Genomic DNA, 26783 nt, shown 5'->3' with positions numbered 1-26783 from the left:
CAGTCTATTGCTCGATACTTCGATTGCCTCAATAAATTAACGGCTAGCTCTCATCCTTATTAGGCGGTTCTTGCTAGGCTAGAGACGTCGCTACTATTAAGGTTGAGCTGTGAATCAATACGCTGTTATCTGTTTGGACAATAATCCGGTTAGCATTGAAAGAATACGTTCGGAGTTGGCTCCGTTGGCTTCTGTATTCGATATTTATACTGCCGAGAACATAGAAGACGCGCATCACGCATTAGAAGATATTCATGATCACAACCAAACCGTAGCCTTGGTGATCACTCATCATCATTCTGAATTTAATGGCGTGCAATTTCTGATTGAACTCGAACAGCTGCCCCATAGTAATACCGCAAGAACGATATTAGTCAGCGCTTCGTCAGACATTCAATCCATTCTAACCGCTGTAAATGAAGGCAGGCTCAACCACTGTCTAACCAAGCCAGTTCAAGATCAGGTTCTATTCAAATCAGCGCAAAAAGAGCTAACGTCTTTTGTCATCCAATACGACTCAGAAAACCTGCTCTCTTACAGCGATGCATTGGATCAACAGCGCTTACTCAGAGCGCACATTGAACAAAAGATTCACTCTTTCCAATCGGGTTTCATTCACGATTACCACCAGCTTTCTGACAATGCCCTTGCTGAGCGTGTCGTCAGTGCTCTGCAGGATGTCTTTTCAAAAGATGATAAAACCAAGGCCATTCGTGATTATTCACCAGAGCATCTGCTGACGGTTGAGGGCGAAGATAATCGCTTTCTTTGGTTAATTATTGAAGGTGAAGCGGCGCTCTATAAAAAAGATGAACTGGGGCAGCAACGCGAAGTTGTGCGTCACTCTAAGGGCAATATTGTCGGAGGGATGTCATTCGTGACGGGTGAGCCTTCGTTTTCTACTGCGATTACTCTGACTCAGACCCAAGTCATCAAACTGGATAAAGATAGCTTTGCTCAGGTGATGCATTCAAACAACACTCTGCTACCGCTATTTACCAATCTACTGCTCCGTCACTTTAACCGACGCTTACAAAGAAGCATCAACAATAAGATCCAGCTTCAGCAAACGCTAGAATCGTTGGAATCTGCACATCAACAATTGATCGAGAAAGAGAAGATGGCGATGCTCGGCCAACTCGTGGCAGGTGTCGCACATGAGTTAAATAACCCGATTGCAGCCATACTGAGAAGTATTGAAACCTTGTCTGAACATCTCGATCAAATACTCGAGAACTCGGCACTCCCAGAATCAAATAAAGGGACGGATGTATTAGCACATTCAAAAATGGCGAAGCCACTATCAACGGCTCAAGAAAGACAACTCGTAAAGCACCTCACCTCTACTATCGATGATCGTGCGCTAGCCAAAAAAGCCGTAAGACTGAACCTGAGCCAAGACTCTGCGGTTTTAGATACCTTAAAAGACTCCCCTGTCGCAGGCAAAGAGCTGCTCAATGACTTAGAGCATTATCACTATGTTGGAAACTCTATCCGCTCAATTCAAGTTTGCAGCAAACGTATTGCCGATATGGTCAAAAGCCTAAAAAGCTATGCCCGAGAAGATGAAGAGGTCCGCCACTACACAGATATCCACGAAGGGCTTGAAGATACGTTAGTGATCTTTGAAAACAGGCTCAAACATCACCAACTTGAAAAACACTACGACACCGACTTGCCGCTTCTATTGTGCCAGTCGCTCTCGCTGCAACAAGTGTGGACCAACCTTCTCTCTAATGCACTTGATGCTCTTTCAGAGCGAGGCAAAGTCTCTATCACCACGTCTCAAGAAACTAAAGGTGACGACACGTTTCTTGTAGTGCAAATATCGGACACTGGACACGGTATCGCCAAAGAAGACATCAACACTATTTTCAACCCAAACTTCACGACCAAAAAAGAAGGCAACTTCGGTTTAGGGATTGGGTTATCCATTTCTCAACAAATCGTTTCGGCTCATCAAGGTTTTATTTTGGTGGAGTCTGAGGTAGGCAGCCATACACACATGCAAGTGTGGCTTCCATTCAAACAAGAAGGAGCACCTCATGAATAAGTACCTAATTTTATGTGTCGATGATGAGCCAGAGGTTCTCAACAGTGTCCTTCAAGATTTAGCACCATTTGAAGACAATTTTATTGTTGAAGGAGCCGAATCGGTCGATGAAGCTAAGCAAGTAATTAAAGAAATGGGTCAGGAAGGTATTAAACTCGCCTTAATCTTGTGTGACCACATCATGCCGGACAAAACGGGTATCGATTTTCTTATCGAACTTAACCAGCACGATTCTACAAAGCCAACACGCAAGCTGCTGCTCACCGGGCAAGCCGGGCTAGAAGATACCGTCACAGCAATTAACAACGCGGCGCTTGATTTTTATATTTCAAAACCTTGGCAAGGCGATCAACTTAGAGACACGATTACTCAACAACTGACAGACTATGTCATTGCAAACGACAAGCAGTTGTTAAACTGGACTTCCATTTTAGATACTGAGCGCATACTGACATCAATGTCAGACAAGCGAACTAGTTTCGGTGAATAGCGATAGGTTGGTAAATAGAGGTTGTTTGCTGAATAGTGATTAGATGATGAATAGCGATTAGATGATGAATAGCGATTAGTTAGTCGCGATGCATCTTTGACACTAAGTGTATTTTGTATAACAGCGAGTAAATTAAGTGTATCTAATAGTTATCGATAACAAGTGAATGGATACTAGATTTTGTTAAATAACCCTAAAACATGAGATCTCTGTAACAGAGCAGTACTTTACTTGCTTGTTTTTTAGCTAAATGACAAATGAATAGCATTTTTATGGGTTACTTTTCCGCGAGTTAGATTAAACTGTCTCAATGTTTATGGTTTGGCTATTTTTTATCAAACCAAAGGGATCAACACTAATAAAGGTTTACGGTCGTTATGCGCAAAATTCTACTTACTACCGCTATGCTATTGGCTTCTAGCCAAGCACTAGCTGTCGATGGACAACCAAATGAACAAGCACAAGTAATGAGCAACTTTAGCTACGATTACTTTGACGCTCGTATCGGTGCGAGCCCAATTACATTTGGTGGTGCGTTCAGTAAGTCAATCCACCCGAATGCTCACGCAGTAGCGCGTATCGATTCAGAATTTGAAGGCGATTACGACTCTGCTGTAGGTCTTGGTTTCCACGCTCCAATTAACAACTGGGCAGATCTAACGGGTGAAATGCTAGCTCGTATAGTTCAACCAGCAGCGAAAAGCTCTCCTGATGTTGGTATGGAATTCAACGTTGGTGTTCGTCAATGGCTTGGCCCACAACTAGAAGTTGGCGGCAAAGGCGGTTACGTTTCTATCGATGATAAAGATGATTGGATCGGTTCTGCTTACGTGCGTTTCCACTCTACAGAACTATTCTCTCTAGGTGCAGAAGTTCGTATCAATGATTTCTACGGTGATCAGTTAATGTTCACGACTCGTTTCAAGCTTTAAGTAAAACGAGAAAGCTCTTCATATGGGCTTAGCCTTTAAAACGGGCTAGATAGAAACAAAAAACCGAGGAAATCCCTCGGTTTTTATATATAAACAGTAATCTTATGCATATACAGGCGATATCTTTAGTGGCAGCTCTTTAATAATTGCTGCTTGCGTGGCTCTTGTAATAGTTTCCAGTGAATACCATCAATTGCACCCGCAAACTTCCAAAGTAATTTTAGGTCAACATCGTTTCCGTACGCTTCGCGAACCTTATTAAACACTTCAGATGCACCCAACTGCATAAACATTGAAACATCATCCACTCCAGCCTTTTTAACCATGCGTTCTAACGTCAGTTGCATGTTAGGCAAATCCCTTAATCTACGGCTAGCAGATGATTTTTTGAAGCTACGCTGCTGAATTGAATTATCGATTGAAGTACGAATAATACTATCCAATTCAGGATGCTCAGACGTAAAGAGATCCGTGATGTCGTAGTAATTCACGGTTGCTGTCGTCTGCTTTTTTACGTGACGATACTTTTCACAATCTAGCCCCGTCAGCTTTTTATCTAATAACTTCCCACCTCGAATGAATACACAATCTTCACTCAACAAAGCGAACATAGCGTCATTTTGAAAGAGGCCAATACCTCCAAACATAGAGCGCTTTTGATGTTCACCAAATTGATTCACGTAATTAATAAATGCTGTCTCGGTCATATCCGTTGATCCTTAATCAAATTACCCCGATTAGGTTGATCGCCAGACAAGCAGCTTTTTATGCGAAAAATTTTAAATCTATTTAATGTTTAGGTGAATATTATGGTTTCGTTTGTCACCTTTGAAATAAATGATACTTCGAAAAGAAAAATAAGTCAGGGCGCAGCTCACATCAATCAGTTGAATATCCTTGCTTTTAATGATTTACATCACATTAAACTATCAAATCACGCCAAGAATTTAATTCTTAGTGATACCCCCGTTCAAGTTATCAAAGCTTATGTGGTTCGATGAGTATTGCCTCGCAGCATCGCGGCTTGTAAAATGGTACGACATACATGTTCTTACTCTTAATATGAATCATTTATCATTTTTCTGGCTACCACAAAATAAAGCTCTTCTCCTTAAGGGCCTAGAATCCGAGTTTGCCCAACTTGTTGGACATTCCATCTCAGCGGGAAAAATAACTCTTCCTCCGATTCCTGAGGTTGTACTTAAAATTCAAAAGCTATGTACTCTTGAACCAACAGGCGTCGCCGAAGTTGCCGAGTGCTTACTTGAAGACCCAGGGCTGACAGCAATCGTGATCAGAGTTGCTAACTCAGTTGTCTTCAACAGACGCAATATTACTTGTGTCGATGTTATGACGGCCGTATCGCGTCTTGGTATATTGAGAGTACGTGACATTGTCACGGCTCAGGCTATTGAACAACTTAAACATTCCGTCAATTTGAGTAAAGAGTGCAACGAGCTATTGGTTCAGAGCGCTTCTGTATCAAAAGAACTCGCCGCAACTATGGTGTTAGTCACTAACCTATTTAAAGAACTATCCCCTACCGAATACCGTTATCTAGAGCATGAAAAGTCACTACTTGTTGGGTTACTTGCAGACATTGGCTTGTTCTGTTTGGTTAGTGAATATCACCTCTACCTAGACAACGGGAACTATTTAGATCACGACATCGCACTGCAAATATTCCAAGGCCAATGTTCAGCAACCAGTAAGTTGGTCCTTAGACGCTGGGGTTTCGACAGCGACTTTATCGATGTGTGCAGCAACACCATTAATAATCACGAAGAGCGCGAGGTGTCTTACCTTGATATTGCGCGGATAGCTAACCACCTACTGATGTTTAGAAACAAGGATGAGAACATTGATGAGCACGAAGTAGAACTAAACGTGACAGGAGCGGAAGTACTTTATAAATTAAGCAACTTGAGCAAACAGGATTTTAATGCAAAGCTAAGTGACGTGATCAATACTAGCGGCTTCTAAGTTACTGTTAAATTGCTAGTAAATGCAATATGAAGTCAATGCAATGGGGAAAGCATGTTTACAGGGATGATCTTTATATTTGCGCCACTCGTCGTGGGGTATCTTTTTTCAATTTCGAACGCTCAGACGCTAGAATTTATCAACCGCTCTACTTCGCGGTTGATCTACGTGATTCTCGCGTTAATGGGACTTAGCTTAGCCGCACTCGATAACCTAGGCAGTAACCTGCAGACAATTCTTCTATACACGGCCACTTTCTTCGTCTGCTTAAGCGTTTGTAATCTAATGGCGCTACCTGCTATTGATAAGTTACTGCCACTCCAGACAGACAGCTGTAATAAGAAACTCCCCCTGTCTTCTATGGCGATGGAGTCTGCCAAACTCATCTTAGTGGTCGGTTCCGGCCTTATTGCGGGTTTAGTTCTGCCTATTGGACTTGATTGGGTTGATACCGCGAGTGAATGGATTCTGTTTGTTCTACTGTTCTTTATTGGCATTCAGTTACGCAATAGCGGACTAACACTTCGTCAAATCTTACTCAACAAGCACGGTATGGTAATCGCAATCGCAATCATCGCCACCTCAATGCTTGGTGGTATTATTGCGGCTTATATCCTTGATATCCCTCTGTTCAAAGCCTTGGCAATGTCTTCAGGGTTTGGTTGGTATTCTTTAGCTGGTATCTTGATGGGCGACGCCTTTGGTCCTGTTTATGGCGGCGCTTCTTTCATGCTTGAGCTGTTAAGAGAGTTAGTTGCTTTGGTACTTATTCCTGTGCTGATCCGGAGCTACCCATGCACATCGATTGGTTATGCAGGCGCAACAGCGATGGATTTCACATTACCTGTCATTCAAACCACAGGTGGCGTTCGGTGCGTGCCAGTCGCCATAGTCAGTGGCTTTATCCTCAGCTTGCTTGTCCCGATTTTGATGTTGTTCTTTGTATCTCTTGCTAACTAGATCGCAGGAATAGCGTTTGTTTTAGATTAGAATGCAACTCGAATACCGATGCCCAAGACACCGATACAGTTACCGAAATAAAAAGACACTAAGTGTCATTGCTCAACAAATAATGATCACGGTAATCTGTAACGACAACGTTATAAAAAGAATAAACTTACAAAAGGAACCGCTATGAAACGCCTTTGCGTCGCATTACTGCTAGCTTCAACTTCGACTTTCTCTTTTGCAGCAGATTCAATGTCTGAGACAAATCAGTGCCAAGCAAAAAAATATGATGCGTACATCGACGCCTCTTTAGGTTGGTATGCTGACCTCGCTACATTAACTTCTGAGCAATACCCAGAATTGACAGAAGTAAGCGAGTGGTTCCTAGAAGGTCGTAAGCACCACTTCGAGCTTAATCGCGCTGCGGTAAACTACTACCTTGTGAACGATTCAAGCAAAGTGGCAACAGAGCAACCGGTAGAAGGCTGGCTGCAACTGGAACAACACGACATTAAGACGTTATCAACACGTGATGATGAACTTGGTAGAATTGCGAAAACAACGTTCGACGACCGCCAATCAACACCTCACGCTCAAAACTACGAGCTACGTTCCGCCTTTGCTGAGCTGCTTAGTCACCCTAAGCAAATCGATACAGCACTGCAGCGTTACAACCAGTCGATCGCCAAACTAGAAGCGATTAAGTGTAAATAACCCTTAATTTACTATGCTTTTATGGGAAGTTGGATTTCATAATTAAGACGGGACATTGTTCCCGTTTTCGTTTAGATTATCCCGCTCGCGTCAATATAAGAAAAATAACTCGCTTGCTATGGTTACGGAACAAAAAACAGCAGATGTTAGCTTTGACAGTCTTCTACGTATCTTTACAGTACCAGAAGGCCCAGACTCAACACTCACTCAAATCGAAGACAAACTTTCACGAAACCTGAATCAATTCTTACGTGAACACATTGTGGCTGAAGAAAAGCCATTACGTGAGATTGAGAAAGATTTTTCGAATGCTCATATCCCAGAGCTGCCTGAGTTTGTTTCAGAACATACCGAGCATCTCCTCGATTCTCTTGTATCTCATTCTGTACATACGTCGTCGCCAAGTTTTATTGGTCACATGACGTCTGCGCTACCCTATTTCCTGATGCCGCTGTCTAAAATCATGATTGCGCTAAATCAGAATCTAGTAAAAATCGAGACCTCAAAAGCTTTCACTCCCTTAGAACGTCAAGTTCTGGGTATGTTACATCGCCTGATATATCAGGATAGCGACCAATTTTATTCTCGCTGGATGCACAGTGCCAACCACTCTTTAGGAGCGTTTTGTTCTGGCGGTACCATCGCGAACATAACAGCGCTTTGGGTTGCACGTAACAACGCGCTAAAAGCACAAGGTTCGTTCAAAGGTGTGGAAAAAGAAGGCTTGTTTAAAGCCATGAAGCACTACGGCTACGAAGGCCTTGCTATCTTGGTTTCTGAACGTGGTCACTACTCTCTGAAAAAAGCAGCGGATGTCCTTGGTATTGGTCAAGAAGGTCTAGTGTCTGTTAAAACGGATAACGACAACCGCATTTGTACTGACGATCTAAGACTCAAGATTGAACAGCTCAAGCAGAATAAGATAAAGCCTTTCGCTGTCATTGGTGTGGCTGGTACAACCGAAACCGGTAATATCGACCCTCTAAGAGACATTGCAGAAGTGTGTGCTGAATCCGATTGTCATTTCCATGTTGATGCCGCTTGGGGCGGTGCGACTCTAATGTCGAACAACCATCGTCACCTACTTGATGGTATTGAATTGGCTGATTCAGTTACGATTGATGCACATAAACAGCTTTATATCCCTATGGGTGCTGGCATGGTTTTGTTTAAGAAGCCAGATGCGATGACCGCAATCGAACATCATGCTCAATACATCCTTCGCAAAGGCTCAAAAGACTTAGGTAGCCATACGTTAGAAGGCTCTCGTTCAGGTATGGCAATGTTAGTCTACGCCTCAATGCACATCATCAGTCGCCCTGGGTATGAACTGCTAATCGACCAGAGCATCAATAAAGCGCGCTACTTTGCTGACCTGATTAAAGATCAAAACGACTTCGAACTGGTTTCAGAGCCTGAGCTTTGCCTACTGACCTATCGCTATGTGCCTGAATCAGTCAAAGCAGCACTACTCAAGGCTAAAGCACCAGAGCGTGTTGAACTGAATGAGCTACTGAATGAACTGACCAAGTTTATTCAGAAGAAGCAACGTGAAACGGGCAAGTCTTTCGTATCGCGAACGCGCTTAAACCCCGAAATATGGGCGCATCAGCCAATCATCGTTTTCCGTGTAGTATTAGCAAATCCACTGACGGGCAACGATATTCTCTCTTCAGTGCTTGAAGAACAGCGTGAAATCTCTAAACTAGCACCCAATTTGATGAGTAAAATCACCAAATTGGTTAAGCTAATCAACGCCTAGCCATTCAATTTTAGTTGCATTAAATTGAAAATTTCTTTCTTTTTGATGTAACTTAGCTGTCAGTTCATACTCAATTTGCATTCTTTTTGCTCTAATCCTCTTCCAATTCTGTAGTTTTCTAAAATTTTGTTGAGGTTTGTCATATTCTTAAGCATTGATGCCGTGTTTTTGTATTAGTGAATAGTATCTTGGGTTTATACTGACTCTATGGTGCTAGTTAGCTTGATATCTATTTGATGCAGTAGAATTTACAATACCGAATATAAGTTTGGTTTTGTATTTTCTTATATTTGTTTCAGCCATACCCCCTGGTAAAAGATATTAACTAGCAAGTTGTTCTCTATACCCTTGTGAACACTATGAATACATTAGAAAAAATACAAAAAAACCTGGAAAATTTCAGCAAGTCTGAGCGTAAGGTAGCCGAAGTCATCATGGCTTCCCCTCAAACTGCAATTCATTCTAGCATTGCTACCTTAGCTAAAATGGCTGACGTGAGTGAGCCTACAGTTAACCGCTTCTGTCGTCGTTTAGACACAAAGGGCTTCCCTGACTTTAAACTTCACCTAGCTCAAAGCTTGGCGAACGGTACACCTTACGTGAACCGTAATGTTGAAGAAGATGACGGCCCAGATGCTTACACGCATAAGATTTTTGAATCAACTATGGCTTGTCTAGATGTTGCTAAAAACAGTTTAGACGCGATGCAAGTAAACCGAGCGGTTGACTTACTGACTCAAGCAAAACGCATTTCGTTCTTCGGACTGGGTGCCTCTTCTGCTGTAGCCAAAGATGCGCAAAACAAATTCATTCGTTTCAATATCCCAATCACTTGTTTCGAAGACATCGTGATGCAACGCATGAGCTGCATTAACTGCAGTGATAACGATGTTATTGTTCTGATCTCTCACACTGGCCGCACTAAAAGCCAAGTAGAGATTGCGAACTTAGCTCGTGAAAACGGCGCGACAGTTATCGCTATCACAGCAAAAGACTCTCCGCTAGATAAAGCGAGTTCTCTGTCTATCTCATTGGATGTACCGGAAGACACTGACGTTTACATGCCAATGGCAAGTCGTGTTGTTCAGATGACGGTTATCGATGTGTTAGCAACAGGCTTTACGCTTCGTCGTGGTTCTGGCTTCCGAGAGAACCTGAAACGAGTAAAAGAGTCACTTCGTGATTCACGTTACGAAAAGTACTCTCAGTTCTAATCTGTTAAGATGTAAGCTTAAGAATTAAATTCAATTGAAAAACGGAGCCTAGAGCTCCGTTTTTATTTGTCCCGCGTTAGCTTAGCTTTCTCGTTATGTGTGCTTTCTACTTTCTGCTATTAGATCGTCCAGCTATTACCTTTCTCTACTACATTATTTTCAGACGCATAAGAGTTGATAATGGTAAAACTCGACTCCGTAACCTGTTCTGGGGCACGTTGAGCACCTTGATTCATCGAGGCTGTCTCATGGTATTCACCTCCACAGTCACACTTCTCACAAACCTGCTGAAGAATATGTACGAGTCGTTCTTGGTTCAGCGGTAAAGGGTTCCCTTTAATCGCCACCGACTTGAGCGCGTCGGCAGACACCTCATCAAACTGGGCTTCACAGACACCAAATTCCAGTAAACTTGGAAGCTTGAGCGTATCCAACACTTCAGACAACCAAGAAATTGCCTCTTCCTCTGTTGCTTCTACGTTACCTGTCACTATCTGAGAAATTCGCTGATAACGCGCTAGGATGTCACTCCTGTGCTGTTCTTTCGCAACAGCGATGTTCTCCATCATCACAAATGGCGCTAAGCGCGCTGTTATAACACTGTGTGGTGCAGATATCTTGCCACCTAGCGCAGAAGCCAAACCATGCGCAGCGCCAAGTTTGGCGTTAGTTATCGCTATTCCCCCTAACATAGAGGAAAACGCGAGATCAGAACGCGCTTGAGGTTCATCGTAGATACACGCCTGAATGACAGAACCACTCAGCTTACGTAAGCCTTCTTCACAGATCATATCAGTCAGTGGGTTCGGTTCACCGCACACATAGGCTTCCATTAGATGGGTAAATGCGTCCATAGCACCTCGCCCCGATAAATACAGATTCGTACCATGAGTTAGGGTTGGGTCAACAATCGCAACGTCAGCCAGCATGTCTGGGTTTCTAAGGCTGATTTTCACTTGGTCTTGCCCTGATTTCAGCACCGCATTTTTAGTAACCTCAGCGCCGGTACTCGCTGTGGTTGGAATCGCAATGAACGGAGGCGGTTTGGTTTTAAGAGGGACATTACGCCCAACGACTTCAACATAGTCATACAAACTACCTTGGTTAGGTAAAACCGCGGCTAACGCTTTACCCATATCGATGGCGCTACCGCCCCCCATAGCGACAACCATATCTGGCTTAAATCGACGTGCAGAAATAGCAGCCTCCTCAACCATTTTGATATTAGGTTCACCGGATACGGCAATGTGTTGATAGCGCATACTCTGTGCATCGAGATAGTCAGTGACTATTGAAGTGCGCTCTAATGTATTGCCAGTCACCAATAGCACGCTGTAACCGTATTGATTAAAGAGAGACAATGAAGCGGAGAGTGCTCCATCACCAAAGATGATCTTTGTAGATGTCATAAATTGAAACATGGTGCCTCCTGCGCCTATGACCGAACAAAACTGCGAACTCTTGGTTTTTAGGAAATTGGTCTCTTGGATTTCACATTTGAAATTTGAAATTTGATTTTCGTATTTACAACACAATCCCGGCACCCCAAATACGAATGCACTAAAACATCATTACTTCAGACTGCTTACAGAATATGGTTCCATACCTAGATAAAGGATGCCTCGTTCTGCGTTTGATTTTTTTGACAAGGTGCAACTTGTCGCACTAAATATCGACTAAAGTTGCAATCTTAGGGGTAATTCACATACTAATACTGAGGAGAATTCACGATGACAGTGGCCAATAAACAAGACTCTAGCCTTTTATGATTAATATTTGCGCTGATAGGCAAAACCTATCGTATTAAGAGGCAATTCCATCTTTATTTCCCCATGCCATTGAGGCATAGTTGGTTTTAAGAAATTTTGAGTGGCATTCATAAAAGAATAGTTAACATAAATGAGTTAACGAGCCTCATCCCGTATTTAGGAGAAATTAAATGTTTGTAGTTATTTTTGGTCGCCCTGCTTGTCCATTCTGTGTTCGCGCAAAAGAGCATGCTGAAACTCTTAAAGCTAAACGCGATGACTTCAACTACCGTTACGTTGACATCCACGCTGAAGGCATCAGCAAAGCTGACCTAGAGAAGACTGTTGGTAAACCTGTAGACACAGTGCCACAAATCTTCATCGACCAAGATCACATTGGCGGCTGCACAGAATTTGAAGCATACGCAAAAGAAAACCTAGGTCTTTTCGACTAAGCTGGGATTTCTCAAACGAAAATCGAGGCTAACGCCTTAAACAGCTAATAAATAAGATAGTTAGACTGTATGATTGATATAAAGCCCGCTCATTGCAGCGGGCTTTTTTATGACAACTTTTCAACCGGAGTAAGATTAAGGTCAATATCGAATAAAATTGAAAATAGCACTTATAATTTATTTATATTTAGATACAATTCATTCCTCAAACTGATCCTGTGTTTCACGCTAATTATTGAGCAATCACTGTGAATATCGACGTTGTCTTGCTGTTAAAACAAAACCCCATCCTTCTCATTTTTGTTGTGTTATCTATTGGCCTCGCCATTGGTAAAATTCGTTTCGGTAGTCTCCAACTAGGAAATTCAATCGGTGTTCTGATTACTTCTCTTATCATGGGACATCTTGGCTTTTCCTTTAACGCCGACGCTCTCACGATTGGCTTCATGCTCTTCATTTACTGTGTAGGTATTGAAGCTGGGCCCAACTTCTTCGGTATATTCTTCAGAGATGGTAAGCATTACCTCATTCTTAGCCTCGTTGTACTTTCTACGGCTATTGCCCTTACTTATTTTTGCAGCGAATATTTAGGTCTTGGTTTCGGACTTTCCGCCGGCATGATGGCGGGAGCACTAACTGCAACACCAATATTAGTTGGTGCGCAAGATGCACTCAATTCAGGTTTAGCTGAAGTGCCAAGAAACATGGACCTGGGTCTGGTCATAGAAAACCTCTCTGTAGGTTACGCGATGGCTTATTTAGTCGGCTTAATCAGTATGATTATGTTTGCCCGCCTTATTCCAAAGCTTCAGAAAGTAAACCTACACGACTCTGCAGAACAAATAGCTCAAGAGCGTGGCCTAGGCACCTCTGGCCAGCGTAAGGTTTACTTACCCATTATCCGAGCTTATCGTGTGGGACCAGAACTAATTACCTGGACTGATGGCAAGAACCTTCGTGAGCTTGGCATCTATCGCCAAACTGGTTGCTACATCGAGCGGATCCGACGTAATGGTATTCTTGCCCACCCTGATGGCGATGCCATTCTGCAAGAAGGTGATGAAATCGCATTAGTTGGCTTCCCTGACAGCCACGCTCGTCTTGATCCAAGTTTCCGAAACGGCAAAGAAGTTTTTGACCGTAACCTTCTCGATCTACGAATCGTTGAAGAAGAGATCGTCGTTAAAAGTGACAACATCGCGGGTAAGCGTTTATCTGACTTAAACTTATCCGAATACGGCTGTTTCCTTAACCGCGTAGTAAGAGCTCAAATTGAAATGCCGATGGACTTAAACATCGTACTTTCTAAAGGTGATGTACTACAAGTCAGTGGTGAAAAGAGCCGTGTTCACGGCCTTGCAGAAAAAATTGGTTTCATCTCGATTCACAGCCAAATGGCCGATTTGACGGCTTTCTGTAGCTTCTTCATTCTGGGTATTTTGTTTGGTTTGATCACCATGACATTCGGACAAGTCTCATTTGGTTTAGGTAATGCGGTTGGTCTTCTTCTATCGGGCATCATGCTTGGCTTCTTACGAGCGAACCACCCGACCTTCGGTTACGTTCCTCAAGGGGCGTTGAATATGGTCAAAGATCTCGGTTTGATGTTCTTTATGGTCGGTATCGGCTTGAGCGCCGGTGGTAAGATATTTGAGCATTTGACCCAAGTGGGTCCGCAAGTTATCGGGATAGCACTTATCGTGAGTGTACTACCGGTATTCTTCGCTTACCTAGTCGGCGCTTACGCACTGAAGATGAACCGAGCTTTGTTGTTTGGAGCCATCATTGGCGCACGAACCTGTGCTCCGGCGATGGACATAGTGAATGACCACGCTCGTTCAACTATCCCAGCTCTGGGGTACGCGGGTACGTACGCGATAGCCAATATATTGATGACCTTAGCGGGTACCTTTATCATTATCATTAGCTAGTTTATTCAGCGTTATAACACTTTAGATTAGATATTTTAAATGCACTAATTCATCTTTGAGTTAGTGCATTTTTTATTACTTAATCTCTTTTCTCATCCCACATCTCTATACTACTTTCCTCATACTACAGACAAAAAAATAGGCGCTCAATGAGCGCCTATTTCGTTCTGATTCGATTGTTTGAATTAGATGTCAGCTACATCAAATTCAACAGCTGTCTCAACGTCAGCTTCGTAATCAACACCATCAACACCGAAACCGAACAACTTCAAGAACTCTTCTTTGTACTCTACGTAGTCAGTCAGTTCTTTTAAGTTTTCAGTTGTGATTTGAGGCCATAGGTTACGACAATGCTCTTGAATGTCATCACGAAGTTCTAGGTCGTCTAGACGTAGACGGTTCACTTCATCAACTTCTGCTGCACCGCCATCTGCTTTGTATAAACGTTGGCTGAACATACGGAAGATCTGTTCCATACAACCTTCGTGAATGCCTTCTTCACGCATCTTCTTGAACACCATAGCGATGTAAAGAGGCATAACAGGAATAGCAGAGCTTGCTTGAGTCACAACTGACTTAAGAACAGCAACGTTCGCAGTACCACCAGTTTGGCCTAGTTTCTCGTTAAGCGCTGATGCTGCACGATCTAGATCCATCTTAGCTTTACCTAGCGCGCCATCCCAGTAGATTGGCCACGTTAGCTCAGTACCGATGTAGCTGTAAGCAACAGTCTTACAACCGTCAGCTAGAACACCCGCTTCAGAAAGTGCGTTGATCCAAAGTTCCCAATCTTCACCGCCCATTACAGTAACAGTGTCTTTGATCTCTTCTTCAGTAGCAGGCTCAACGCTTGCTTCAATGATCGCATCTTTGTTTGTATCTACCGCTGTAGATGTGTAAGTCTCACCGATAGGTTTAAGAGATGAACGAATCACTTCGCCAGTCTCTGGCATTTTACGCACTGGAGATGCCAGTGAGTACACAACCATATCGATTTGACCTAGATCTTCTTTGATCAGGTCAATTGTTTTCTGTTTAGCTTCGTTAGAGAAAGCATCGCCGTTAAGGCTTTTTGAATACAGGCCTTCTTCTTTAGCTAGCTTATCGAACGCTGCTGAGTTGTAAAAACCAGCTGTGCCCGGCTTTTTCTCAGTACCGGCTTTCTCGAAGAAAACACCGATAGTTGAAGCGCCGCCACCAAATGCAGCCGCAATACGTGAAGACAAGCCGTAGCCACTTGAAGAGCCAACAACGAGTACACGTTTAGGTGCATTTGCGATTGGGCCTTGAGCTTTTGTGTAAGCAATTTGTTCTTTTACATTAGCTTCACAACCGACTGGATGTGTTGTAGTACAGATGAATCCGCGAATTCGAGGTTTGATGATCATATTCAACTTCCTTAAAAAATCAGGTTAAGGATAAGAGTTTCGTGCGCAAATGGCATCTAATTTCTGTAAAAATGTGGTGAAAATGCAAGTGGTTGGAGCACTCAACTGATATTTGCCGACTAAGTCACCATTTGTTAACGCTTCTATTGCGACTTCTACGACAAAAACAAAAAAGGCACCTTATTAGGTGCCTTTTATCATTTCGTTATCTAAGCAACGCTATTTAGCTTAGGTTTTAACTCTTTTCGCGTCAAAGTTTCACTAAAGTCATGACTGAAGTGATCAACTTGAATCGCTGTGTAACGCAGTTTATCAGCAGCAACAATTTGGTCGACTTCTACTTGTGTCAGAACGTCAGCAGCAAGTGCTTGAGCCAGTTTGTCTGCCAACAAGCCTTTACGAGCCACTTTGCCCTCTTTCACTGCTTTAAAGATCTTACGCTCCAGAGGCTTGATGCTGTACATCGCATTGAACGCGTTCTCCATAAGGCCAACACTATCATCCTCTTCCTTGCCGATGTAGCAAAGGTGAGTCAGACGTTCACGGTGTGCTCCCGGAGTCATCAAGCTTTCTGCTAGTTGAACTGTTAGGTTATCACTTGGTTTTTCGAAGTGGTTACCTACAGGGAAAACTAGACCTTTAAGTACTTTACCAACCATCTTGTTCGGGAAGTTACGGTACGCTTCTTGTAACGACTTAGCCGCATTGTGGAAACAGTGTTGAACCGCGTAGTGTACGTAGTCTAGGTCAGCTTGTTGGCGACCTTCATCTTCATACTTCTTAAGTGCAGCAGACGCCATGTATAGGTAACTTAGACCATCACCCAAACGTGCAGAGATAAGCTCTTTACGTTTCAGTTCGCCACCTAGCGTCAGCATTGCGAAATCCGCACTCACTGCAAGTGCGCGGCTCAAGCGAGTCAAATCTTGGTAGTAAGGCTTTGTTGGACCACTCATGTCGGCTTTAATGAACTTAGAGCCAGTCAGTGCTGCACCAAAAGCGCCAAACGTGTTTTTAGTTGCGTGTGAGATGTGCTTGAACAACAAGCTATCAAAGTCTTTTGCACCTTGCTTCTCATCTGGGTTCGCTGCCGCTTCCATTTCGCTCAATACGTATGGGTGACAACGTGTCGCACCTTGACCGAAGATCATCAGGTTACGAGTTAGAATGTTCGCACCTTCTACTGTGATAGCAACTGGAATACCTAGGTAAGGCGCAGCCAAGTAGTTCATTGGGCCATCTTGAATTGCACGACCTGAATGGATATCCATTGAGTCATTCAGAATAGTACGAGCCATCTCTGTCATGTGATACTTCGCGATAGCCGTTACGATACCCGGCTTCTCTTTCATATCAAGTGAAGTGGTTGTCAGTGTACGAGTCGCTTCTAATAGATACGTTAAACCACCAATACGGCCTAAGCTCTCTGCAACACCTTCAAATTTACCAATCGACATACCGAACTGCTTACGAACATAAGCGTATGCGCCGGTCGTTTTCGCTGTTAGGTGGCCCATCGCCGTGCCCAGTGCGGGTAATGAGATACCACGACCTGCAGATAGACATTCCACCAGCATACGCCAGCCTTTACCTGCGTAATCTGCGCCACCGATTAGCCATTCCATAGGAATAAATACATCGTGACCGCGTGTTGGACCATTCATAAACGCAAGACCAAGTGGATCATGACGCTCACCAATCACAACACCTTCGTGGTTTGCCGGGATAAGCGCACAAGTGATACCAATGTCTTCTTTGTCACCCAGTAGCTTTTCTGGATCGTGCAGTTTGAAAGCCAAACCAAGTACCGTTGCCACTGGTGCTAGCGTAATGTAACGCTTGTTCCAGTTAAGCTTGATGCCTAGTGTCTCTTTACCTTCGTGCATGCCCATACACACAGTGCCGACATCAGGGATACCACCCGCATCAGAACCTGCTTCAGGGCCTGTTAGTGCGAAACAAGGGATATCTGTACCGTCAGCTAGACGTGGAAGCCAGTAGTCTTTTTGATCTTGAGTTCCGTAGTGAGACAGTAGCTCACCAGGGCCAAGAGAGTTTGGAACCATTACCGAAACCGCGGTACTGATACTACGCGTTGCAATCTTAGTTACAATTGTAGAGTTGGCGTGCGCCGAAAATTCACGGCCGCCGTACCCTTTCGCGATAATTAGCGAGAAGAAACGCTCTTTGCGTAAAAAGTTCCATACTTCCTCAGGAAGGTCTCGGTCTTCTTTCACAATTTTGTGGTCATCGAGCATAGCGAGCAAAGTTTCAAGTTCATTGTCCATGAACGATTGCTCTTCTGCTGTCAGCTGAGGTTTTGGGTACTGGTGAAGCTTAGTGAAATCTGGTTTACCAGAAAACAGCTCTCCGTCCCACCACACGCTACCCGCTTCCATCGCTTCTTTCTCGGTGCTAGATAGGGGTGGTAGTACTTTTTTAAAGAGTTTAAAAGCTGGGTCACTTACCCATTTTTGTCTTAGAGAGCTCATAGTTCAGATCCTTTTGTTCACTATATTGTTTGTGAATATTTTGCTTTTTATTGTTTTATTCTTTTGCTGACATGCCAGCGGCCAAATATGGAATAAGAATATCGACCACTGCCTTAGCATCTATCTTTCTGTCATAGTCATTCTCTGCAATTTCTATTAGAGCTTGGCTAGATGCCATGGTGAATACACAAGTCCCTAGGGTGAAGTGCAATCGCCAAAATAACTGTTCTTGAGTGAGGTTTGGGTTGGCTTTCATTACTGAGTTGGTAAACAGAGTCAGTACTTCGCTGTAGCGAGTTGTAATGAACCAACGCAAGTGACCTTGCACATCCGTGTAACCTCTGCCGATAAGCAACATAAATCGGCTCGTACCATTTGGCCTTACATCATTGAGTGCCCTTAGTGGCTGTCTTAAAGACTCAAACACGTCACTCATAGAATACGTTTCGTTCAAATTTAAGTTCACTAGTGCATCTTGCAATGCTGGCATAAATGCTTCTAAGTAACGATTGAGTACCGCACGAACCAGAGTCTTCTTATCGCCAAAGTGGTAGTTCACTGAAGCAAGATTGACATTGGCTTTACTCGTAATCGTGCGTAAAGAGGTGTCATTAAAACCGTGCTCAGCAAATAAGCCTTCAGCCACATCTAAGATTTTGTCTTTGGTTGTACTTCTTGGTGCCATTTCAATCACTCGTATTAAACAACTGTTTGAAATATACGCTTAGAACATTTATTTAACAAGCAAGCAACATCACATTTTCACAAATTGGTCGTACCAGTTATAAGCATTACGTTCTAAGCGATTGAATAGAGACGCGTTTAATTAAAAAGAGAAAATTAATGAATTTTTTGGGGAACTGAAATGATAATCGAGGGTCATAAATTAAGTAGAAAACAGAGTATTTAGATGTTTAACAGGCCGTCAAACTTGTTTCTCACTGTTTTCTTAATTACTGCATTTTCCTTATTAACTCCTATACTTGTATCCGCCCAAACCGTGTTGGTTTGGGCTTTTTTTTGTCTAAGATCACGGTGTTTTTTTAGGTTAATAGTAGACACAAAAAAGCCCTCGAAACCGAAGGCTTTCATTACATTAAAGTTCAAAGCATTTCACGCTCCGACTAGGCAGCATCATTTTTGATTAACTCGGCTAGCACCGAAAGATCATTGCCGAGATCAACCGAAGCTCCCATTTCCGTTGCAATACCTTCAACCACTATGGTTTGAGTATCACTGCCGCCATTGATTGGAATCGATAGTGCGATATCGTCTCCATCAACAGACACTTCAATCATGCCAAGCAGCTCGGCCATTTGAGTTTCATCTTGTGGGTCTTCAATTAGATCATTGAGGTCGATCAAATCACCAGAGCCATTGGTATAAAGCTCAAAGTCTTTAATGATGTCTGTACCATTATCGAGTGCAGAGTCTAACCAGGTGAAAATGTTGTCATCGCTATCACCAATAAGCACATCATTCCCAGAGCCCGCAAATAAAGGCTCGTTACTCGCAGCACTGATCACGTTATATTGTTGTGGTTCTTCAATATCAACCGTCACCGTTTCGACTGTACTTTCAGCGCCATTTGAATCTACTGCGACATAGTCAAATTGAGGATCATCGGTTACCGCCTCGTTGCCTTGGACATAACGTAACTCCCAGCTTCCTCCCGTTGATGAAAGCTCCATTCCAACTATTGGTTTATTTGGTGAGGAATAACTAAATTCATAAAGGAGTTGGCTATTACCAGTATCACCTGGATCTTTTTGATACTGATCTGTGTGAGTAGAACCGTCAGCGAAAGTATAAAGTACTTCAACATAAACATTACTATTAGTGTTAAATGAACCACCCAAACCATCTAGACCAAAATCAACGACCCCTAATGGATTATTCGTAAAATCGAGGACTAAGGTCTCCTGTTTGTTCATACCTCTACCATCGGTATCCCCAATACCAAAACCGACATGAGACTGTTCACCTTGATACTGTTTCAAAGGCTTATTATTGTTGTCTTCAATCGTAACCGTAATCGTATTGCCGTTATCTAGGGTAATAAGTCTCTCGGTTGGTGACACCGCGACGCCCCAATTATAGAAACCATCAACGAGCTCTGGCATATCGTCAGGGTCACCACTGAAGCCCATTTCAAACATTTCTCCTGGCCCGGCAACGAAGCTGATATTATTTGGGACAAACAACACACCGTTGTCGACGTCAGACTGCACAATTTCTCTCGTGACGCCATTTTCATCGGTATACAAAAGGCTGCCGTTGGTTGGCAAACTTTCTATCCGAATATTAAGTGGAATGTCGTCATGATCATCTTCTATATCTGAGATGTAATCTGGCATGCCGCCATCTTCAGAATCGAAGAGGATAGGTATAATCGCGTCCTCATCATTAACGACCGTAAAGCTGGTCGCTTCAGGTGCGTCATTGACACCATTGATTGTTATCTCGATAACATGCTCTACACCATCGATGGCGGTGACGACATATCGCTCAATAACCGTGTCGTCATCGTTCAAGTATTGAACCGCATCGTTATCAACGACATAACTCCATGCCCCTTCAGGTGTAATCGTTAACATACCTAGTGCAAGTGCATAAGTAGATCCAACAGGGGTAAACACGCCATTAGGTTTAAATGCAGGCATGTCACTGGTGTCGACGTCAGTAATCGTTAAAGTACCAGACACCGAGAGTTCGTTGGTATCTTCATTGACATCGACGTCCTCTGTCACTTCTCCCACGTCAGAGTCACCTTCCCCAACCGTAATCTCAGATGGGTCATCGGCACCGTTGATGGTGATGGTCACTTCACTTGTGGTTCCGTCAATCGCAGTAACCGTGTAAACCTCGGTGATAAATTCATCGTCATCGAGATATTGCACATCATCGTTGTCGACGACGTAAGTCCATTCACCATCGTCGGTAATGGTCAACATACCCAACGCAATATCATTGGTCGAACCTTCAGGATTAAACGTTCCGTTAGGTTGAAAAGCCGCGACATCGTTAGCATCAACATCGGTAATCGTCAGTGTTCCCGTCGCCATCAAGTCGTTACTCTCCGGGTCAACATCGACATCTTCCGTCACCTCACCCATGTCTGAGTCACCTTCTCCGACAGTAATTTCGGATGGATCATCAGCACCATTGATGGTGATAGTTACTTCACTTGTGGTTCCGTCAATCGCAGTCACCGTGTAAACCTCGGTGACAAATTCATCGTCATCGAGATATTGCACATCGTCGTTGTCTACGACGTAAGTCCATTCGCCATCGTCGGTAATGGTCAACATACCCAACGCAGTATCATTGGTCGAACCTTCAGGATTAAACGTTCCGTTAGGTTGAAAAGCCGCCACATCATTAGCATCAACATCGGTAATCGTCAGTGTTCCCGTCGCCATCAAGTCGTTACTCTCCGGGTCAACATCGACATCGACATCTTCCGTCACCTCACCCATGTCTGAGTCACCTTCTCCTACGGTAATCTCGGACGGATCATCGGCACCGTTAATAGTAATGGTCACTTCGCTCGTGGTTCCGTCTATTGCAGTAACCGTGTAAACCTCGGTGACAAACTCATCGTCGTCAAGGTATTGCACATCATCGTTGTTGACGACGTAAGTCCATTCACCACCATCGGTAATGGTCAAAAAACCCAGAGCGGTATCATTGGTCGAACCTTCTGGGTTAAACACACCGTTTGGTTCGAAAGCAGCGACGTCGTTATCGTCGACATCGGTGATGGTTAGCGTTCCGGAGGTTGTTAAGTTGTTGCTATCTTGGTCAACATCCACATCCTCAGTCACTTCACCTGTGTCTGAATCACCTTCGCCAACGGTTATATCAGATGGATCATCGGCACCGTTGATGGTGATAGTTACTTCGCTCGTGGTACCGTCACTGGCTGTAACGGTATAAACCTCAGTTACGAATTCATCGTCGTCTAGGTACTGCACGTCATCGTTATTGACTACGTAAGTCCAAGCGCCATCAGGTTCGATGCTCAATACGCCAAGTTGTGAGTCGTTTGTTGAACCTACGAGGTTAAACTCACCATCAGCTGAAAAGGTAGGAGTGTCGCTATCTACGTCTGTAATCACGATCTGACCAGACGTCACTAATTGGTTGGTGATGTCATCGACATCAATGTCCTCGGTCACACTGCCTGAATCATCAGTGGCGACTGCCGCATCATCAGTACCAATGATGGTGACGGTGATGACTTGTTCGCCACCGTCGGAGGTTTGCACTGTCGTCGTATCTTGAATTTGCTCGCCATCAGCAAGTTCATCAAATGGACTGTTGGCCACGAATGTCCACGAGCCATCCTCATTAACGACAAAAGACCCGAACCCATTTTCGCCTTCCGCATCTTTGGCGATAAAGGTAACGTCCGGATCGTCAATGGTTAAAGCGCCCCCGGTTTCAATAGGCTCATCCTGTTCAAACTCAATAACGTTGGTTTCACCTGAAACAAGCGCAAGAGCAATGATATCGAAAAGAGCAATACTTTGCGTTTCGGACAACCCTTGAGATTCAAGTCCGTCAGTTTCAAAGTTTGTTGAAGCAAGAGTTTCAGCCCCTGTACGTTCAATCCTACCGCTGTTGGTTAGACTTGAGCCTTGCTCACCCGCGGCGGCATCAAACTCTTCACCCAATTCTGTTGGATCAAACCCTTCTTCAATAGCACGTTGAACTTGAGCGATCGCATCATCAGTGTCTATCACGTTTTGCTGACCTTGGTCATCGACAAACCGTGCAGAAACGTTTGGCACGCTCTCTTCAGTTGTTTCGACAGTGACAATGACGTCGCTAGCAGCTGGTTGCTCGCCCGGAGGCAAACGTCTAACTTGGCCTTGAGCGTCGAGCACTATAACGCCGTTCGCAAGACCTAGTATACTTAGGTTGATATTTCCCATATCCATATTCCCACTTCTGCCCAGAACACACCAAACGCGGATCCAATCCCGCTCTACGCTGTGGCTATTTCCTACAATAAATTTAGTAGTGGCATTATTGATAATCAACTCACTAAATGCGTGGAAATGCGATGCTTTTTAAATTAGTCAATGGCAATAGCGACTTACATTCAAAAAAAACCAACAAACTTCGCATTTTTTTGCAAATGTCCTAAGCTTCGTTTAATACCATTCACTCAATTCAACGGTAAACGTAGGTTGGGAAACGGATGAGGCATTGAAAGTAGAAGGAGAGCTACTTTGAAATTGTTTAAATTATCCATAATGTGTTGCTTAGTTGCTGCAGCACCACTCGCCGCTCAAACTCTGGAACAGTCTGTGGCTATTACCCTGGCAACGAATCCAGAGATAAAAAGCATCTTTAACGAATATGTGAGCGTGAAAAAGCGTAATGACGCCTCTGGTGGGGCATACAGGCCGAGTATCGACCTTGATGCCGGTATTGGTTATGAAGGTATAAACCCTGCACCAAATAACGGTCCAGACACGGATCTAACAAGAAAGGAAGCAACGATTTCCCTCACTCAATTGCTGTGGGATGGTTCTTCGACTCTGAACGATATTGACCGTACCGCTGCAGAAGCTGAATCAGTTCGTTTGCAATTGATAGCCGATGCCGAAGACAAAGCACTGGAGGTAACACAAATATATCTCGACGCAGTAAAAGCGACTGAGGTACTGGCGCTGTCAGAAAGTAACCTTGCGATACACAAGAAAATCTATAAAGACATAAAAAAACGAGCGAGTTCAGGCATAGGTTCTACCGCAGACGTTTCGCAAGTAGAAGCTAGGATTGCAAAAGCTCATGGTAACTTATTAGCCGCCCAGAATAATTTGATCGACACACATACCCAATTTAGAAGAGTTGTAGGACAAGAACCGCTAGGTCTGATTTACCCAAGGGCCGACATATCTTGGATTCCACTGTCATTGTCAGATGCCCTAGTTGACGCTTTAGATAAACACCCTGTAATTAAAATAGCGGCGGCAGATGTCGACGCAGCACATTTTCAATATAAACAGTCCAAAGGCGTAAACTATCCTACATTCTCTATCGAAGCGTCTCAGTCATGGCGTGATGATGCAGGAGGCGATGAAGGTTCAAGTCAAGAGACGCTCGCAATGTTGAGAATGCGGTATAACTTATATAACGGTGGTGCAGACAGCGCCAATTCAGAAGCTTCTGCTTACCAACTCAATAAGGCGAAAGATCTTAGAGATCGTGCTTATCGCCAAGTCGAAGAAGGACTTCGCCTCTCATGGAGCGCCTTAGATCTCACACTGCAACAGAAAAACTTTTTGTCCGACCATGTTGATTCAGCTTCAGAAACCGTTATCGCCTATGAAAAACAATACCGAATAGGTAAACGTACTCTGCTTGACCTGCTCAATACTGAGAACGAACTGTTTGAAGCACGCAAAGATTATCTGGATGCCCATTATTCGGAGCAGTACGCTAAATACCGAGTGATGAACGCTACAGGTTCTTTATTGAACGCTCTACTGGTCGACATACCAGAAGAGTGGACAACGGCCGTGGAGTATTAATGATGAAAATAACTTACTTATTACTTCCCGTATTAACGATGACTTTATTTGCCTGCTCCAATCAGCAGCGAGAAGCCTACATCGAGACGCCCGAAGCTGAACAAATTGCCGATCTACAAGACGATGATAAAGATGGTGTAGTAAACGCGCGAGATACCTGCCCTGGTACACCAGAAACATCACAAGTCGACAATGATGGCTGTGGTGAAACAATTCGAGCAGAAGAAGTACGACAGCTGAAAATACTCTTTGCTCATGACTCATTTGAAGTAAACCCAATATTTTCTAGCCAAATTAGCACCATGGCAGAGTTTCTTGAAAACTACAAAAGCGCTTCAATTGAAATCCAAGGTTACGCCAGTAAAGTGGGCTCCAACGAATACAACTTAGACTTGTCAAAGAAACGAGCAAACAATGTACAAGATGAGTTACTTTCGAATGGTATAGAACCAGAGCGCGTGAGAATTGTTGGCTATGGTGAAGAACGCTTAGAAAACGATGGTGACGATCCTACTTCACACGCACTGAATCGTAAGGTAACCGCGACCGTAGTTGGGTTAAGTGAGCAGATCGTTGAAGAGTGGACCATTTTTACCACACTAGAAAAGTAACGTGACATCATCACTGAAAGCGCAAGATGTAAGGTAAATTCGCTTACAAATACAGCTTAGCTTCAAGATCAATAAAGCCGTGATAGGGTTACCCATCACGGCTTTTTGTTCTTTGTCGTCACATGAATCGTAAAGGTGATTCTGTGACTCTTCTTGCTACTCAGAAATTGACTTGTTACTCAGTGAGTAGGCTCCCTCTTAAGCGAACCTACTACCGATTATGCTTTTACCTACCAATTATAGCTTTACTTCTTGATGCTTAGTTTTCGGTAGAGAAATACTTAGCAGGAAGTAACCTAAGATAGCTGCGGTCGTTGAGCCCATCAGGATACCTAATCGAGCAAGCGTATCAAAATCTGCGTTCGTTGGACCAAATGCCAGCGATGAAATAAAGATAGACATCGTAAAGCCAATACCACACAACACAGATACCGCGAAGATGTTCATGAAGTTCACACCTTCAGGAAGCTTAGCGATGCCCGTTTTCACAGCACCCCAGCTGAATAGGAAGATACCCAGAGGCTTACCAACCAATAGACCCATAGCAATACCAAGAGGTAGCATGCCTGTAAGGTTTGAAATTGAGATGCCTTCTAGTGAGATACCTGCATTTGCAAATGCGAAGATTGGCAAAATTGCAAAAGCGACGTATGGGTGCAGAGCATGTTCTAGATGTTTCAGCGGAGAACGCTCTCCTTTATTGCCTTTCAGTGGGATAGCAAAACCAATGACTACACCAGCCAATGTTGCGTGAACACCTGACTTCAACACTGCGAACCACAGAATTGCACCAACAATAAGGTAAACACTCAGCTTAGTTACATGCTTGTTGTTTAGCATGAACAGCACACCAGTTGCAATGAAGCCAACCGTTAGTGCAAGCGTCGATAGATCACCTGAGTAGAACAGTGCAATGATAACAACAACCCCTAGATCATCGATAATTGCCAACGCTAGTAGGAATACCTTCAAGCTTACCGGTACACGGTTACCAAGAAGAGCCATGATGCCCAATGCGAAAGCGATATCAGTTGCCGCTGGGATAGCCCAACCTTGAAGCGCTTCAGGGTTACTTGAATTGAATAGCACGTAAATAAGTGCAGGAGCTAGCATACCACCCACCGCTGCGATAGCTGGGAAGATTGCTGTCTCTTTAGACTTTAATGCGCCTTCTAACAGTTCGCGCTTAACTTCTAAGCCAATTAGAAGGAAGAAGACAGCCATTAAGCCATCGTTAATCCAGTGTGATACAGACATACCAAGAACATAGCTGTGCAGTACCCCTTGGTACATTTCGTTCAATGGTGAGTTTGCTACAAACATTGCGATCGCCGCAGCGATGACTAGTATGATGCCGCCAGCAGATTCCAATTTAAAGAAGTCACGGATGACGTCGGTCATGATTTCGCCCTTATATTTATTATTTAAATAAACGAATAACAAAGAATAACCACGAGTTTATATCCAAGCTCTATCGATAGATAATCACTTCTTCGGATGTTTAACTTCGGTTT

19 protein-coding genes are annotated in these 26783 nt (G+C 43.7%); 12 read left to right on the top strand and 7 right to left on the bottom strand.

Annotated elements, in window-relative coordinates; translation table 11 throughout:
• Nucleotides 1–109: 109 nt before the first annotated feature.
• The 3 genes from ACED25_RS03865 to ACED25_RS03855 all read left to right on the top strand — a co-directional run bounded on the left by ACED25_RS03865 (nucleotide 110) and on the right by ACED25_RS03855 (nucleotide 3475).
• Nucleotides 110–2053, top strand: coding sequence for an ATP-binding protein (locus ACED25_RS03865; RefSeq protein WP_135383048.1), 1944 nt, complete (start codon nucleotides 110–112; stop codon nucleotides 2051–2053).
• Nucleotides 2046–2543, top strand: a complete 498-nt coding sequence (locus ACED25_RS03860; protein ID WP_135442714.1) for a response regulator — start codon at nucleotides 2046–2048, stop codon at nucleotides 2541–2543. Before ACED25_RS03865 ends, ACED25_RS03860 begins: the two co-directional genes overlap by 8 nt.
• 377 nt (nucleotides 2544–2920) lie before the next feature.
• Nucleotides 2921–3475 carry a hypothetical protein gene (locus ACED25_RS03855; protein ID WP_009847060.1) on the top strand — a complete coding sequence of 185 codons (555 nt, stop codon included), beginning with the start codon at nucleotides 2921–2923 and terminating at the stop codon, nucleotides 3473–3475.
• A 125-nt stretch (nucleotides 3476–3600) separates the two neighbouring features.
• Here the strand turns inward: ACED25_RS03855 and ACED25_RS03850 are convergent, their stop codons facing one another.
• Complete coding sequence (locus tag ACED25_RS03850; RefSeq protein WP_009847061.1) at nucleotides 3601–4182, bottom strand: TfoX/Sxy family DNA transformation protein; 582 nt, start codon at nucleotides 4180–4182, stop codon at nucleotides 3601–3603.
• Nucleotides 4183–4537: 355 nt separating this feature from the next.
• Between ACED25_RS03850 and ACED25_RS03845 the strand changes: the two genes are divergently transcribed.
• The 5 genes from ACED25_RS03845 (at nucleotide 4538) to ACED25_RS03825 (ending at nucleotide 10096) form a co-directional block, all read left to right on the top strand.
• On the top strand, nucleotides 4538–5458 hold the full coding sequence (locus ACED25_RS03845) for an HDOD domain-containing protein (RefSeq protein ID WP_017096721.1): 921 nt from the start codon (nucleotides 4538–4540) through the stop codon (nucleotides 5456–5458).
• 54 nt (nucleotides 5459–5512) lie between these two features.
• On the top strand, nucleotides 5513–6418 hold the full coding sequence (locus ACED25_RS03840; RefSeq protein WP_009847064.1) for a lysine exporter LysO family protein: 906 nt from the start codon (nucleotides 5513–5515) through the stop codon (nucleotides 6416–6418).
• Between the two features lie 174 nt (nucleotides 6419–6592).
• The gene (locus ACED25_RS03835) at nucleotides 6593–7120 is read left to right on the top strand and encodes a hypothetical protein (protein WP_009847065.1); all 528 of its coding nucleotides are present in this window, start codon (nucleotides 6593–6595) and stop codon (nucleotides 7118–7120) included.
• A 118-nt stretch (nucleotides 7121–7238) separates the two neighbouring features.
• Nucleotides 7239–8882: a pyridoxal-dependent aspartate 1-decarboxylase PanP gene (gene panP / locus ACED25_RS03830; RefSeq protein ID WP_371694671.1), complete on the top strand. Its 1644-nt coding sequence runs from the start codon at nucleotides 7239–7241 to the stop codon at nucleotides 8880–8882.
• Nucleotides 8883–9241: 359 nt separating this feature from the next.
• Nucleotides 9242–10096, top strand: coding sequence for a MurR/RpiR family transcriptional regulator (locus ACED25_RS03825; RefSeq protein WP_004734686.1), 855 nt, complete (start codon nucleotides 9242–9244; stop codon nucleotides 10094–10096).
• A gap of 119 nt (nucleotides 10097–10215) precedes the next feature.
• On the opposite strand, the gene ACED25_RS03820 is transcribed toward ACED25_RS03825, so the two are convergent.
• Nucleotides 10216–11517 carry an iron-containing alcohol dehydrogenase gene (locus ACED25_RS03820; RefSeq protein WP_371694670.1) on the bottom strand — a complete coding sequence of 434 codons (1302 nt, stop codon included), beginning with the start codon at nucleotides 11515–11517 and terminating at the stop codon, nucleotides 10216–10218.
• A gap of 518 nt (nucleotides 11518–12035) precedes the next feature.
• Between ACED25_RS03820 and ACED25_RS03815 the strand changes: the two genes are divergently transcribed.
• A complete protein-coding gene (locus ACED25_RS03815; RefSeq protein WP_009847069.1) occupies nucleotides 12036–12299 on the top strand; it encodes a GrxA family glutaredoxin in 264 nt (87 codons plus the stop codon).
• A gap of 248 nt (nucleotides 12300–12547) precedes the next feature.
• Nucleotides 12548–14230 carry an aspartate:alanine antiporter gene (locus ACED25_RS03810; RefSeq protein WP_012604238.1) on the top strand — a complete coding sequence of 561 codons (1683 nt, stop codon included), beginning with the start codon at nucleotides 12548–12550 and terminating at the stop codon, nucleotides 14228–14230.
• A 185-nt stretch (nucleotides 14231–14415) separates the two neighbouring features.
• On the opposite strand, the gene fabV is transcribed toward ACED25_RS03810, so the two are convergent.
• The 4 genes from fabV to ACED25_RS03790 all read right to left on the bottom strand — a co-directional run bounded on the left by fabV (nucleotide 14416) and on the right by ACED25_RS03790 (nucleotide 23050).
• The gene (gene fabV, locus ACED25_RS03805; protein ID WP_371694669.1) at nucleotides 14416–15618 is read right to left on the bottom strand and encodes an enoyl-ACP reductase FabV; all 1203 of its coding nucleotides are present in this window, start codon (nucleotides 15616–15618) and stop codon (nucleotides 14416–14418) included.
• Between the two features lie 209 nt (nucleotides 15619–15827).
• Entirely contained in the window at nucleotides 15828–18110 is a 2283-nt protein-coding gene (locus tag ACED25_RS03800) for an acyl-CoA dehydrogenase (protein WP_371694668.1), read from the bottom strand.
• Between the two features lie 55 nt (nucleotides 18111–18165).
• Nucleotides 18166–18795 (bottom strand): TetR/AcrR family transcriptional regulator, encoded by a 630-nt coding sequence (locus ACED25_RS03795; protein ID WP_009847073.1) that lies wholly within the window; start codon nucleotides 18793–18795, stop codon nucleotides 18166–18168.
• A 439-nt stretch (nucleotides 18796–19234) separates the two neighbouring features.
• The gene (locus ACED25_RS03790) at nucleotides 19235–23050 is read right to left on the bottom strand and encodes a VCBS domain-containing protein (RefSeq protein WP_371694667.1); all 3816 of its coding nucleotides are present in this window, start codon (nucleotides 23048–23050) and stop codon (nucleotides 19235–19237) included.
• A 300-nt stretch (nucleotides 23051–23350) separates the two neighbouring features.
• Here ACED25_RS03790 and ACED25_RS03785 point away from each other — a divergent pair, with 300 nt between their 5' ends.
• Both ACED25_RS03785 and ACED25_RS03780 read left to right on the top strand, forming a co-directional pair.
• Entirely contained in the window at nucleotides 23351–24658 is a 1308-nt protein-coding gene (locus ACED25_RS03785) for a TolC family outer membrane protein (RefSeq protein WP_012604242.1), read from the top strand.
• Nucleotides 24658–25269: an OmpA family protein gene (locus ACED25_RS03780; protein ID WP_032499588.1), complete on the top strand. Its 612-nt coding sequence runs from the start codon at nucleotides 24658–24660 to the stop codon at nucleotides 25267–25269. Before ACED25_RS03785 ends, ACED25_RS03780 begins: the two co-directional genes overlap by 1 nt.
• A gap of 237 nt (nucleotides 25270–25506) precedes the next feature.
• Here the strand turns inward: ACED25_RS03780 and nhaA are convergent, their stop codons facing one another.
• Nucleotides 25507–26670, bottom strand: coding sequence for a Na+/H+ antiporter NhaA (nhaA, locus tag ACED25_RS03775; protein ID WP_029222855.1), 1164 nt, complete (start codon nucleotides 26668–26670; stop codon nucleotides 25507–25509).
• Nucleotides 26671–26783: the final 113 nt, after the last annotated feature.

It is taken from the genome of Vibrio sp. 1F263 (assembly GCF_041439035.1).
In the GTDB taxonomy this organism is placed as follows: Bacteria; Pseudomonadota; Gammaproteobacteria; order Enterobacterales; family Vibrionaceae; genus Vibrio; species Vibrio tasmaniensis_A.
The sequence above is the reverse complement of the archived record's forward strand: the minus strand, read 5'-3'. Positions and strand labels throughout refer to the sequence as shown.

Coding starts and splice junctions, on each gene's coding strand:
- ACED25_RS03860 (WP_135442714.1), top strand. CDS start 2,046: ATGAATAAGTACCTAATTTTATGTGTCGATGATGAGCCAGAGGTTCTC.
- ACED25_RS03855 (WP_009847060.1), top strand. CDS start 2,921: ATGCGCAAAATTCTACTTACTACCGCTATGCTATTGGCTTCTAGCCAA.
- ACED25_RS03850 (WP_009847061.1), bottom strand. CDS start 4,182: ATGACCGAGACAGCATTTATTAATTACGTGAATCAATTTGGTGAACAT.
- ACED25_RS03845 (WP_017096721.1), top strand. CDS start 4,538: ATGAATCATTTATCATTTTTCTGGCTACCACAAAATAAAGCTCTTCTC.
- ACED25_RS03840 (WP_009847064.1), top strand. CDS start 5,513: ATGTTTACAGGGATGATCTTTATATTTGCGCCACTCGTCGTGGGGTAT.
- ACED25_RS03835 (WP_009847065.1), top strand. CDS start 6,593: ATGAAACGCCTTTGCGTCGCATTACTGCTAGCTTCAACTTCGACTTTC.
- panP (WP_371694671.1), top strand. CDS start 7,239: ATGGTTACGGAACAAAAAACAGCAGATGTTAGCTTTGACAGTCTTCTA.
- ACED25_RS03825 (WP_004734686.1), top strand. CDS start 9,242: ATGAATACATTAGAAAAAATACAAAAAAACCTGGAAAATTTCAGCAAG.
- ACED25_RS03820 (WP_371694670.1), bottom strand. CDS start 11,517: ATGTTTCAATTTATGACATCTACAAAGATCATCTTTGGTGATGGAGCA.
- ACED25_RS03815 (WP_009847069.1), top strand. CDS start 12,036: ATGTTTGTAGTTATTTTTGGTCGCCCTGCTTGTCCATTCTGTGTTCGC.
- fabV (WP_371694669.1), bottom strand. CDS start 15,618: ATGATCATCAAACCTCGAATTCGCGGATTCATCTGTACTACAACACAT.
- ACED25_RS03800 (WP_371694668.1), bottom strand. CDS start 18,110: ATGAGCTCTCTAAGACAAAAATGGGTAAGTGACCCAGCTTTTAAACTC.
- ACED25_RS03795 (WP_009847073.1), bottom strand. CDS start 18,795: ATGGCACCAAGAAGTACAACCAAAGACAAAATCTTAGATGTGGCTGAA.
- ACED25_RS03790 (WP_371694667.1), bottom strand. CDS start 23,050: ATGGGAAATATCAACCTAAGTATACTAGGTCTTGCGAACGGCGTTATA.
- ACED25_RS03780 (WP_032499588.1), top strand. CDS start 24,658: ATGATGAAAATAACTTACTTATTACTTCCCGTATTAACGATGACTTTA.
- nhaA (WP_029222855.1), bottom strand. CDS start 26,670: ATGACCGACGTCATCCGTGACTTCTTTAAATTGGAATCTGCTGGCGGC.